The following is a 12,383-nucleotide window of genomic DNA, read 5'->3' on the forward strand; positions in this document are numbered from 1 at the left end:
TGATCGTTGGCGTGCCCGCGTCGAGGCTGTGCTCTTGGCGGCACGGCACCCACATCTGGGTGCCCTCACCCGACATTCAAGTCGGCGACCAGCCGGGCTGGTCGATGGCCTGCATCGACGGATGGGTTCCCGGTTCCCGGCGGCGACCCGTTCCTGCGGCCGCCAGTTGTGCAATTCGCAGACACCGCCGCCATCAGAGCCCGCTACCACGGGATGCCCGCCTCCACGTTGTGGGCGTGCATCGGCGACGGCACTATCCCCCGGCCGGTCGTGTGGGTCGACAACCGACCGGGCTGGCTGTTGTGACGTGTGCCCGTCACAACTCCCGTCCCCGGCCGTGCGTGGCCGGGGACGGTTCTGATCTCTCCCGTGCTGCTTCAGTCAGGCACGATGAGACCGTGTTTGCGGGCAACGGCGGCAGCTTCGGTTCGCGTCGCGGCACCGAGTTTGGTGAGGATGCGCGATACGTGCACGCCCGCGGTATTGCCGCTGATGAACAGCTCGGCTGCGATCTGGCGATTGCTCAACCCTTGTGCGACCAAACGTAATACGTCGATCTCGCGTGGTGTCAGGCCGAAGGTGCGCGGCGGTTCGTTCGCCGGTTCCGGCCGGGCTACCTGGAGCACCACCCTGGCGCGCTCGGCCACCTGCTCAACCGCGTTGGTCAATGGTGCCGCCCCCAAATCCGCCGCGAGTTCGGCGGCTTCGCGCAGGGGTTCTCGGGCGGCGGCGCGATTGCCGACCGCCAGTTCGGCTTCGGCGGCGCTGAGCAGGCTGCGAGCCAGGTCGTAGCGTTGATCGATGGCGCGCCATGCGGATACCGCCTGGTGCCAGGCGGCCGGATCGCTGTTTCTGCTGGCGGTGACGACGGCATGGTAGGCCGTATCGACCGCGGTGGTCACCGGCAACCGGTCGGCGGTGGACGCGAGTTCCGTTGGCACGTTCATGATCCGGGCCGCGGTGGCGAGCAATGGCCACACCTCGTGGTGGTGGGTGGCGAGGTCATCGGACGCCAGCGTCTCGGCGACGATCTCACCGGCATGTGGGAATTGTCCTTCCGCGATCGCGATCTCGGTTCGCACCGTGCGCAATTGGAGCTGGTACTGGCGCGCCCACGGTCCGTCGCTCAAGAGTGTCGCTGCGGTGTCGGCACTGCTGATTGCCGCGGCCGAAGAGCCCTGCGCCAGCACGATTCTCGCGTGACAGAGCAGCAGCGCGGCCGTGCTGAGCGGCGGTAGCTGCTCGGTTAGCGATTCGTCGATGAGGCCCAGCGCCTCCGGCCAGCGTCCGAGTCCGGCCAACGCCTGAGCCCATTTCACCAGCAGGATGGGTGCGGCATCGGCGAAACGAAAGGTTTCATGGGCGGCCCGCAAACCCTGTTCGATTGCCTCGATGGCTGCCTGGTATTCGCCCGCCGCGACCAGCGCCGCCGACTCCCACAGCACCACAGTCAACAATGTCTGCGAATCGTTCGCCGCAGCATGCGCCTGCTCGAAATACGCGACGGCGGAGCCATTTCCGGCGGCCGCCGCGAGCCCCTGGTAGGCATAGCCGCGTGCGGCGAGCGCCGGCGTGCCGGTCTGCTCGGCGACCTCCACCGCGGCGCGGGCATCGCGCGCGGCCCCGACGGCGTCACCGTTGAAGACGCGAGATGCGGCGAGCGTTGCGAGCACCTCACCACGCAGCACACTCGGCGGATGCGCGGGCAATAACTCCAATGCCCGGGTGAGATCATCGACGGAACCGCCGCTGCTCTGATTCTCCAGGCCCGCACGGTAGTAGTACAGGCGTGCAGCCCGCTCCGGTGCTTCCGAGTCATCCAGCAGTTTCAGCGCCTCATCGGCAGCCGCCACGCCGCGTTCGACGATGCCACCGTGAAAGCATGCCTCGACAATGCGTTCCAACACGATGAGCCGATCGGCCTCGACCAGCGTCGCCGCATCGGGCACGCGGTCCCACAGCTCCACTACGCGGTCCAGCTGGCGCACGCGTTCGCTTTGTGCCCCTTCGGATTCTGTTGCGGCACACCAGGATGCCACGAGTGCGTGTGGCAGATCGCCCGCAGCGTACGCGTGATAGGCCAGCTCACCCTGCCGCTGGTCACCGGCCTGCAGCGCCTCTTCTGCGAGCAGTACCTGAGAAAGCCTGGTGTGCAAGCGCTTTCGCTCGACCGGCAGCATATCGTCATAGACGGCATCGCGAATCAGACTGTGCCGGAACTCGTAGCCGCTATCAGTGGCGAGCAGCAACCGGTGGTCGGTGAGCTGGCGCAGTGCTAGATGCAGCGCGTCTTCGGACAGGTCTGTCGCGGATTCCAGTAACCCGGCCCGCACCGGCGAACCCGTGGTGGCGGCGAGTCGCAGGAGCGCCTTGGCATCCTCGGTCAGCCCGGCCTGATAGCCCAGCAGCAGGTCGGACAGGTCCGTCGGTACGCGGTCGGGATCCTCCTGCAGCGCTCGCCCCAGCGCCTCGACGAAGAGCGGAATTCCCTTGCTGCGCTGGAAGACTCGGGTGACAACCCCGGGTTCGGGTTCGCGGTTGAGCACCGCGGCGAGTTGACGCCCGACCTCGTGTTTGGTCAGCGGCTCCGGATTCAGTACGCGCACACCGGGATCACGGCGCAGCCCGGTGACGAGTCGACGCAGCGGCTCTGAATCGGTAGGCCGGTAGGTGCCGATCAGGAGCAGATCGCGCTGGGTGAGATTCGCGATGAGGAAGGCCAGCAGTTCGCGGCTCGAATCATCGGCCCAGTGCAGATCCTCCAGGACGAGCACCACCGGCTGCGAGATCGCCAGTTGCTCGAATACCGTGAGGATCTCGCCGAACAACCGGATCCGATCCGATTCGGGCTCGGCCGCGCCGGTGCGCATCGCAAGCTCGGGCAGCCAGCGTGAGAGCGCGGGGCGAGCGACTGGAAGTAGTGCGGTCAGCTCGTCGACGCCGATCCGCCGCACCAGAGCGCGCATGATCGTGACGAACGGCGCGAACGGCACTCCGCTCGCGCCGAACTCCGGACACCGGCCGGTCAGTACCAGCACATCCGAGCCGAGCCGCGAGGTGAATTCGCTGACCAGCCGCGACTTGCCGAGACCGGGCTCACCGGCGATCAGCACGGTATGCACCAACTCGTCCTGGTACGCACTCTGGAGCGCGGAGACCTCTGCTGCTCGCCCGACGAAGGCACCGCGGTCGGGAACGCTCAACACCACGCGATCATGCCCGGATCAAGAGCTCGGTGCCAATGTAAAGAGCCGTGGACCCGAAGATAACGAATTCTCGTGATCCGTCGGCACCCCCGTTACCAGCAGAGTCGATCACATGACGAACAACGAAATCCGCCCCTTCCGCATCGAGATCCCCCAGACCGATATCGACGATCTGCGCGAGCGGCTGACCCGCACCCGCTGGATCGACGACCTGCCCGGCACCGGCTGGGAGCGCGGCGTGCCCACCGCCTATCTGCGCGAGCTCGCCGGTTACTGGGCCGAGAAGTTCGACTGGCGCGCGGTCGAGGCGGAGCTCAACGAATACCCGCAGTTCAGTACCACTATTGACGGGCAGGATGTGCACTTCCTGCACGTGCGGTCCGCCGAAGCCGATGCCACCCCGCTGCTGTTGCTGCACGGCTGGCCCAGCTCGGTGATCGATTTCCTGGATCTGATCGGCCCGCTGACCGATCCGAAGGCGCACGGTCACGCCGACGTGCCCGCCTTCCACTTGGTCATTCCGTCGCTGCCGGGCCATGGCTTCTCCGGTCCGATCACCGAGGCGGGCTGGCATGACGGCCGGGTCGCGGCGGCCCTGGCGGAGCTGATGGCTCGCCTCGGCTACGACCGGTACGGGGTGCACGGTGGCGACCACGGCGCGTTTCTGGCCCCGCGGCTGGCCCGCCTCGATGGCGCGCATGTGCTCGGCGTGCACGTCAATGCGCTGGTCACCTTCCCGACCGGCGATCCGGCCGATATGGCCGCGCTCACCGAGGCCGAGCAGCAGCGGCTGGCACGCATGCAGAGTTTCCAGAAGGACGGCTCGGCCTATATGAATCTCAATGGTTCGCGCCCGAACACCATCGCGCAGTTGCTGGCCGATTCCCCGGCCGGGCAGCTCGGCTGGATCGTCGAGAAGTACAAGGAGTGGATCGACCAGTCGCACGATCTGCCCGAACAGGGCATCGACCGGGATCGAATGCTGGCGAATGTGAGCATCTACTGGTTCACTGATACCGCGCGCAGCGTGGCCAACTTCTACTACGAGCGGTTCCACGATGCCGCGATGTTCGCGCCCACGCCGAAGGGCACGGTGCCCACCGGTGTCGCGGTCTTCAACGACGGCGACTACGCGATCCGCCGCTTCGCGGAGAAGGCGCACAACATCACCCACTGGTCGGAGTTCTACTCCGGTGGCCATTTCCCGGCACTCGAGGTTCCCGACCTGCTGATCGGCGATATCCGCGAGTTCTTCCGCACCATCGGCTGAGGCCACCGACCGGGGGATTTGCGTCTCCACCAAGGGGAGACAAGAGGGTAGAGGTATGGACGGCGACACGCTTTATCCGATCGGCACGATGGCCGAACGGACCGGTCTCTCGGTCAAGACCATTCGGTTCTACGCCGACACCGGTGTCGTGCCGCCGACCACCCACAGCCCCGCCGGTTACCGGCTCTACGACGACGATGCGCTCGCCCGCCTGCAACTGGTGCGCACCCTCCGTGAACTCGGGATCGATCTGCACGCCATCCGACAGGTGCTCGACCGCAAACTGACGGTGCCCGAGGTCGCGGCCGCCCATGCCGACGCGCTGGAATTCCAGATCAGCACACTCCGAGTGCGACGCACGGTGTTACGAGCGATAGCCGAGCGGGGCTCGACCCCTGAGGAGATGGAACTCATGCACAAGCTCGTCGAACTCTCAGACGCCGAAAAGCGCCGCCTCATTACCGAATTCGTCGAAGACACCTTCGGTGGTACCGATGCGAACCCGGAATTCGTCGACCTCATCCGCTCGACAATGCCGGAACTGCCCGACGACCCGGCACCCGCCCAGGTGCGGGCCTGGGTGGAACTCGCCGAACTCACCCGAGATCCGGATTTCCGCGCATCGGTGCGCCGCATGGCTGAATATCAGGCCGCACAGCGCGCCGAAGGCGACACCACCGGCCTGCACCACGAGCTGACCGAACTCGTGCGCGAACGAGTCGGTCAGGCGCTCGCGGCGGGCACAGCGCCGTCGTCGGTTGCGGCCCAGCTCATTGTCGATGAGCTGACCGCCGCATATGCGACGACATTCGGCCGCCCCGATGACGCCGAGCTACGGAACTGGCTGCTGCTCCGCCTCGACGTCGCGGGAGACCCACGCGCCGAACGCTACTGGCAACTCCTCTCGATCATCAATGGCTGGCCCGTCCCGCCGACACTTGGTCCGGTGTTCGAATGGTTCGGTGCCGCGCTGCGGGCGAATCCCTGACCGGGTGCATCATTCGAGATCCGCCAGCTTGGCGAGGATGGCCGCGGCCATGGCCGCCGGATCGCCGTCCTCGGGACGCAGCACCAGTTCGGCTCGGGTGGGTGCCTCGTAGGGATCGTCGATGCCGGTGAAGCCGCGGATCTCACCGGCCCGGGCCTTGGCGTACATGCCCTTGGGGTCGCGGGCCTCGCAGATCTCCAGTGGTGTATCCACGAAGATTTCGACGAACGGGATGCCCGCGGTATCGTGCACGGCCCGTACCTTATTGCGATCGGCGGCGTAGGGACTGATCAGGGAAACCACCGCGACCACACCGGCTTCGGCGAACAGTCGCGCCACTTCGCCCACGCGGCGGATGTTCTCGACGCGATCAGCCGCGCCGAAGCCGAGGTCGGCATTGAGGCCGTGCCGCAGATTGTCACCGTCGAGCAGGAAGGCCGGACGGCCCGCCGCGACCAGGCGACGTTCCAGTTCCACTGCGACGGAGGACTTTCCGGAGCCGGACAGGCCGGTCAACCAGACCGTCAGCCCTGCTGTCGGGCGCTCGTCGCGGCCGACAGCGGTGGCATGCCAGACGACACGAGAGGAGGGCAAGGTCGGCCCGGTGATCATGCCCGCGGCGACGGTGTTGTTGGTGGTGTCGTCGACGAGGATGAAGCTGCCAGTGATGCGGTTGCGGCGGTACGGATCGAACAGCAGCGGCTGGCGTGTGCGCAGCTGAATGCGTCCGATTTCGTTGAGCGACAACGAATTCGCGCTCTCATCGCGATGCAGGGTATTGACGTCGAGCCGGTAGTCCAGGCTGCGCACCTCGGCGGTCGCGGTGCGGGTGGTGTGCCGGATGGTGTAGGTGGCACCGGGGGTGAGATCGGAGTCCTCGGCGAACCAGCACACCATCGCGTCCAGATCGCGTCCGACATGGGGCCGGTTCGCGGGGCGGCAGATCAGATCGCCACGGGAGACGTCGAGTTGGTCGGTGAGTTGGATGGTAACGGCCTGCGGCGGAAAGGCTTCGGTGATCGGTGTTCCGCCTGGACCCCAGATTGCCTCGACCGTTGTGGTGAATCCGGAAGGCAGCACCGCGACTTCGTCACCCGGCTTGAAGACACCACCCGACACAGTGCCCGCATACCCCCGGAAATCCTCTGCGTGCCTGCGGGTTACATACTGCACCGGGAACCGCGCGTCGATGAGATTACGGTCGGAGGCGATATGCACCTCCTCGAGGTGGTGCAGTAGCGGCGAGCCCTCGTACCAGGGCATGCTCGCACCGCGATGCACGATATTGTCCCCGTGCAGTGCCGACATCGGGATGAAGCTCAGATCGGCGACCTCGAGTTTCGTCGCGAAGCTGGCGAATTCCTCGCGGATTTCCTCGAACCGGTCCTGCGACCAGCCGGCCAGATCCATTTTGTTCACGCACACCACCAGGTGCGGGATGCCGAGCAGACTGGCCAGGAAGGCATGCCGCCGAGTCTGTTCCACAATGCCCTTGCGCGCGTCCACCAGGATCAGCGCGAGATCGGCGGTGGAGGCGCCGGTGACCATATTGCGGGTGTACTGGATGTGGCCGGGTGTGTCGGCGATGATGAATTTGCGCCGGGGCGTGGCGAAGTAGCGGTGCGCAACGTCGATGGTGATGCCCTGTTCGCGTTCGGCGCGCAGGCCATCGGTGAGCAACGCCAGATCCGGATAGTCGTCACCGCGCGCCTTACTGGTCCGCTCTACCGCGGCGAGCTGATCGGTGAAGATCGTCTTGGAGTCGAACAGCAGACGGCCGATCAGCGTCGACTTACCGTCATCGACGCTGCCCGCGGTGGCCAGGCGCAGCAGGGTGGTGGTCGTCATCAGAAATACCCTTCCCGTTTGCGGTCTTCCATGCCTGCCTCGGAAATACGGTCATCGGCGCGGGTGGCGCCGCGCTCGGTGACTCGGGTGGCGGCGACTTCGGTGACCACATCCGCGGGGTTCGCCGCGGTCGATTCGACACATCCGGTGCAGGTCGCATCGCCGACCGTCCGGAATCGCACCGTGCTCTCATACGGCTGCTCACCGTCGAGCAAGGTGAGAAATCGCGTGTGCGCCAATAACATTCCGTCGCGTTGGACGACCTTTCGGCGGTGCGCGTAGTAGAGCGGCGGCAGCTCGATGGCTTCGGCGGCGATGTAATGCCAGATATCGAGTTCGGTCCAATTGGACAGCGGGAACACCCGGATGTGTTCGCCCTTGCTGTGGCGACCGTTGTAGAGATTCCACAGTTCCGGTCGCTGATTGCGCGGATCCCACTGCCCGTATTCGTCGCGGAAGCTGAATACGCGCTCCTTGGCGCGCGCCTTCTCCTCGTCGCGGCGCGCGCCGCCGAATACCGCGTCATATCCGCCCTCGCGGATCGAGCGCAGCAACGTGGCTGTCTGCAAACGGTTTCGGGAGGCGCGCGGTCCGGTCTCCTCCTTTACCCGGCCCGCGTCTATATCGTCCTGCACACTCGCGACCACGAGTCGCAGACCGAGCCGCTCGACGGTGCGGTCGCGGTATTCGATGACCTCGTCGAAATTGTGTCCGGTATCGATATGCAGCACCGGGAACGGCAGCGGCGCCGGCCAGAAGGCCTTGGCCGCGAGGTGCAGCATGACCACCGAATCCTTGCCGCCGGAGAACAGCAGCACCGGCCGTTCGAAGGTCGCGGCGACTTCCCGGAATATATGTGCCGACTCGGCCTCGAGCGCGTCCAGATGTGGCAACTCGTAGGTGCTCGCCGTCGACTTCGCGTACTGGCTCACGCCCCAAAACTAGAACACGTTTCGGTCATTGGTCAATGGTTGGAATCCGGCTTGTGACCCCCGGATTCGGCGGTCACCCGATCCGCGGCGGCCACGAGCGCCGTTCCGCGACGATCGATCTCGGCGCCGGTGATGGAAGCTCCGACATACATCGTCAGCACCATGTTCTGCCTGCCGTCGCCGCCGTAGGTGGGTGCCGCGAGGAGGCTGACCGGATGTTCCTTGCGCGGGCGCAGATCAGTGCCGAGATAGACCCGCTCCCCGAGGCTGGTCACCAATTCGCCGACGAGTTCGCGCACCTCATTGGGCAGATCGCTGGCCGCGACCCCGGCCAGCAAAGCGTACAGTCGCCGACCCGCCGCGGTCAGGCTTTCGACCAGGTAGCCGCGCTCGCGGCACTCCGCCACGATCCGGCGTAGCCGGGCCTCGTCCTGGCGTAGCGGCACCGTCGGCGGCTTGTGCAACCAGGCATCGAATGCCGCGTCGGTATCCCAGAGCACGTACATCAGACCGACCGGCGGTGCGAAATGGTAGGCCGCACCCACCTTGACCAGGCCAGGACCGGTGCTCTCCAGCACCATGATCTGCTCGCCGACCACGGCCGATGCGGTACAGGTGGTGCGGTAGAGCGCGGTGAGTTTCTCCAGTTCGCCGCGCGCGATGGAGGCGATGGCGAAGCTGTCCTGTGCGACCCGGCCCGCGGCGATAAGCGCAGGTCCGAGGCCGTAGGACCGGGTGCTCGGGTCGCGCATGAGATAGCCGCCCGCGGTCAGTTCGGTGAGGATGCCCAGGCAGGTCGGTTTGGCCAGGTCGAGTTCGCGGGCCAGTTCGGAGAGTCCGAAGCGTTTGCCGCGCCGCTCGACGAAGAAATCCAGCACTTGAACCACCCGTGCGGTCGGGGCGGATCTGCGGGCAACCATGGACAACTCCTAGAACAGGTTCTAATCTTGCTCATATCGAAATGTACCAGAGTGGTACATATTTGGAACAGCTACTTCGGAGAAGCCTCTTGCTGACACAGCCGTTCGCGGAAGCCATCGCCGCCGCCGAGGAAATCATCACCGGCGCACCGCATATTCGGACCGAACAGGACCTCGTCGAGGGCTACGACTACCTCGCGGGCAGTATTCGCGCCTCCATCCAGATGGCGTGGGCCTTCGAGCGGGACTTTCCGTTCTTCGTCATGTCCACCGGGCCGTATACGAAGATGGGTCTGGACAACCCGGACACCCTCTACTTCCATTCATATCTGCGTCCCGACGCCGAGTATGTGGTGACCGGGACGCGCGGCACCACCCGCGACCTCAGCTTCCAGGTGCTCAACGGCAACTACTCGCCGGTGGACGTCCCCGACAGCGAGACCGCCTTCGATGCTCGCGCCCTCGATATCGCGGCCGACGGCTCCTATCAGCTCCGTCTCGGGCCAGGCGAGGCGCGCCGCGGCTATGTCCATCTCGCGCCCGACTCCGCCATGCTCGTGGTTCGCGAGGTATACAGCGACTGGGCCATCGAGCAGGCGGGCACGATTCGCATTCAGCGGGTGGACACAATCGGCGACGCACCGCCGCCGCTGACCAGGGATCTGATGAGCAAGCGCTATGACATCGCGGGGAAAATGCTGGTCTCGCGGCTCAATACCTTCCTGGCGTTCCCGAAGTGGTTCTATCTCAACCTGCCGGTCAACACGATGACCGAACCGCGCTCCACCCCGGGCGGGCTCACCACCCAGTTCTCCTCCGTCGGCCATTACGAACTCGACGACGATCAAGCGATGATCCTCACGGTGCCGAAATCGGATGCGCCTTACCAGGGTTTCCAACTCGGCAGCATGTGGTACCTGTCGCTCGACTACATCAACCACCAGACCAGCCTCACCGCCGACCAGGCGCGCGTGGATCCGGACGGGATGATCCGGCTCGTGATCAGCGAGCGAGATCCGGGACTGACCAACTGGATCGAGCGCACCGGCCATGCGCGCGGGTACCTGCAGTTCCGCTGGCAACAGCTGTCGCGGGATCTGAAGCCCGAGGACGGGCCGACGGTGGAGGTGGTATCAGTCGCCGAATTGCCCGAGCGGCTGCCGTACTACCAGGAAGCTCGGATCACACCCGAGGATTGGAAGGCGCGGATCGCGGCGCGTCAGGTTGCCGTGGCGGAAAGGATGCTCGGCTGATGTTGTTGCAGGACAAGGTAGTTGTCGTCTCCGGCGTCGGCCCGGGGCTCGGCCGGGCCATCGCGGTGCAGAGTGCGCGCGCTGGAGCGGATGTAGTGCTGGCCTCGCGGACCGAATCGCGGCTGACCGAGGTGGCCAAGGAGATCACCGAACTCGGTAGGCGCGCGGTGGTGGTGCCGACCGATATCAATGATGAAGCGGCCGTGACGAATCTGGTCGAGACGGCACAAAGTGCCTTCGGCCATGTCGACACCCTGGTGAACAATGCCTTCGCGATTCCGCCGATCACCGATCTGGCCGATGTCGATCTCGATGATGTGCGCGCCGGTTTCGAGACGAATGTGCTTGCCGCACTGCGCTTGACGCGTCTGTTCGTGCCCGCGCTCACCGAGTCGAAGGGTTCGGTGATCATGATCAATTCGGCGGTGCTGCGGCATTCGCGGCGCACCTTCGGGCCGTACAAGATGGCCAAGGCGAGTCTGCTCGCGCTGGCTCAGAGCCTGGCCACCGAGCTCGGGCCGAAGGGCATTCGGGTGAATACCATTGCGCCCGGCTACATCTGGGCCGACAACTTGAAGTGGTACTTCAACTATCAGGCCAAGCAGCGCGGGATCACCCCCGAAGAGGTGTATGCCGAAACGGCCGAGACGATCGATCTGCGCAAGCTGCCCGAGCCCGATGAGATCGCTGACGCCGTCGTCTTTTTCGCCTCGTCGCTGGCGCGGGCGATCACCGGCGCCTGCCTGGATGTCAATGGCGGCGAATACCACCACTAGGAGATGACTGTGATCGGCAGAGACGACGTCGGCACCATCGACGATCTGCACGCCTCGGCGACCAAGGTCGTCGGATTGAGCGATTTCGGCGACGACGGCTACCGCGAGGGGCTGGCAGTGCTGCTCGAGTCCTATGCCAAGGAGGCTGAGCTGACGCCCTTCGGGAATAAGGTCAATCGGGCCTTCCTGCGAGGTGCGCTGATCGCTCGGCTGCTGAGTGAGGCGGCGTGGCAACGCTTTCCGGAACATGCCGAGGTCGCGATCGAGCGCCCGATCTTCGTGACCGGACTGCCGCGTTCGGGTACCACGGCGGTGCATCGGCTGCTCAACGCGGATCCGGCGCATCAGGGCCTGGAAATGTGGCTGACCGAGATGCCGCAACCGCGGCCACCGCGCGAGACCTGGGCGGACAATCCGGTGTATCAGCGGATCGAGGCGGCATTCGAACAGCACCATGTGGAACATCCGGAATTCATGGGCGTGCACCATATTTCGGCGGACCAGGTGGAGGAGTGCTGGCAGCTGCTGCGGCAGTCGTTGATGTCGGTATCCTACGAATGCCTCGGCTATGTGCCCGGATATTCCGAATGGTTGCGCGAACAGGATTGGACCGATGCCTATCGCAGGCATCGGCGCAACCTGCAGTTGATCGGGATGCCCGATGCCGACCGGCGCTGGGTTTTGAAGAACCCGAGTCATTTGTTCGCGCTGGACGCGATCTTCGAGGTATATCCGGATGCGCTGGTGATCCAGATGCACCGGGATCCACGCACCATCATCGCCTCGGTATGCAGTCTGAACGAGCAGGCCTCGGCCGGGTGGTCGGAGAAGTTCCGCGGTCCGGTCGTCGGTGCGGCGCAGTTGGATCTGTGGGCCAGGGGCGCGGATAAGTTCCTCGCGGACCGCAAGCGGCACAATCCCGCTCAATTCTGCGATGTGTACTACGACGATTTCATCGCGGACCCGATCGGCACCGTCGGATCGATCTACCGGCACTTCGATATCGATCTGAGCTCAGCGGCCGAAGCCGCGATGACGGCATTGCATGCGGAAAGCACCACCGGGGCGGCCCGTCCCGTGCACCGCTACACGCTGGAGGATTTCGGCCTCACCGCCGATCAGGTCGACGCGCGCTTCGCCGAATACCGCAACAAACATTTCCCGACGAGCTAGGACATGCGAGATCAGGT

9 protein-coding genes are annotated in these 12,383 nt (G+C 65.2%); 5 read left to right on the forward strand and 4 right to left on the reverse strand.

What is annotated here, in order from left to right:
- Window positions 1-377: 377 nt before the first annotated feature.
- Window positions 378-3,206: an ATP-binding protein gene (locus ACIBI6_RS05545; RefSeq protein ID WP_396955417.1), complete on the reverse strand. Its 2,829-nt coding sequence runs from the start codon at window positions 3,204-3,206 to the stop codon at window positions 378-380.
- A 112-nt stretch (window positions 3,207-3,318) separates the two neighbouring features.
- Here ACIBI6_RS05545 and ACIBI6_RS05550 point away from each other — a divergent pair, with 112 nt between their 5' ends.
- A complete protein-coding gene (locus tag ACIBI6_RS05550; protein WP_396955418.1) occupies window positions 3,319-4,476 on the forward strand; it encodes an epoxide hydrolase family protein in 1,158 nt (385 codons plus the stop codon).
- A 55-nt stretch (window positions 4,477-4,531) separates the two neighbouring features.
- On the forward strand, window positions 4,532-5,464 hold the full coding sequence (locus tag ACIBI6_RS05555) for a MerR family transcriptional regulator (RefSeq protein WP_396955419.1): 933 nt from the start codon (window positions 4,532-4,534) through the stop codon (window positions 5,462-5,464).
- A gap of 9 nt (window positions 5,465-5,473) precedes the next feature.
- Here ACIBI6_RS05555 and cysC read toward each other — a convergent pair whose 3' ends face one another.
- The 3 genes from cysC to ACIBI6_RS05570 are packed head-to-tail and all read right to left on the reverse strand — an operon-like array spanning window position 5,474 to window position 9,164.
- Window positions 5,474-7,312, reverse strand: coding sequence for an adenylyl-sulfate kinase (cysC, locus tag ACIBI6_RS05560; protein WP_364343534.1), 1,839 nt, complete (start codon window positions 7,310-7,312; stop codon window positions 5,474-5,476).
- The gene (cysD, locus tag ACIBI6_RS05565; protein ID WP_396955421.1) at window positions 7,312-8,244 is read right to left on the reverse strand and encodes a sulfate adenylyltransferase subunit CysD; all 933 of its coding nucleotides are present in this window, start codon (window positions 8,242-8,244) and stop codon (window positions 7,312-7,314) included. The genes cysC and cysD overlap by 1 nt, the downstream gene beginning before the upstream one ends.
- A 32-nt stretch (window positions 8,245-8,276) precedes the next feature.
- Entirely contained in the window at window positions 8,277-9,164 is an 888-nt protein-coding gene (locus tag ACIBI6_RS05570; RefSeq protein WP_396955422.1) for a helix-turn-helix domain-containing protein, read from the reverse strand.
- 89 nt (window positions 9,165-9,253) lie between these two features.
- On the opposite strand from ACIBI6_RS05570, the gene ACIBI6_RS05575 reads away from it, so the two are divergent.
- The 3 genes from ACIBI6_RS05575 to ACIBI6_RS05585 are packed head-to-tail and all read left to right on the forward strand — an operon-like array spanning window position 9,254 to window position 12,366.
- Window positions 9,254-10,417: a hypothetical protein gene (locus tag ACIBI6_RS05575; protein ID WP_396955423.1), complete on the forward strand. Its 1,164-nt coding sequence runs from the start codon at window positions 9,254-9,256 to the stop codon at window positions 10,415-10,417.
- Window positions 10,417-11,193 (forward strand): SDR family oxidoreductase, encoded by a 777-nt coding sequence (locus tag ACIBI6_RS05580; protein WP_364343522.1) that lies wholly within the window; start codon window positions 10,417-10,419, stop codon window positions 11,191-11,193. Before ACIBI6_RS05575 ends, ACIBI6_RS05580 begins: the two co-directional genes overlap by 1 nt.
- A 9-nt stretch (window positions 11,194-11,202) precedes the next feature.
- Window positions 11,203-12,366 (forward strand): sulfotransferase, encoded by a 1,164-nt coding sequence (locus tag ACIBI6_RS05585; RefSeq protein ID WP_364343519.1) that lies wholly within the window; start codon window positions 11,203-11,205, stop codon window positions 12,364-12,366.
- Window positions 12,367-12,383: the final 17 nt, after the last annotated feature.

Source organism: Nocardia sp. NPDC050412, assembly GCF_044458825.1.
Lineage (GTDB): Bacteria > Actinomycetota > Actinomycetes > Mycobacteriales > Mycobacteriaceae > Nocardia.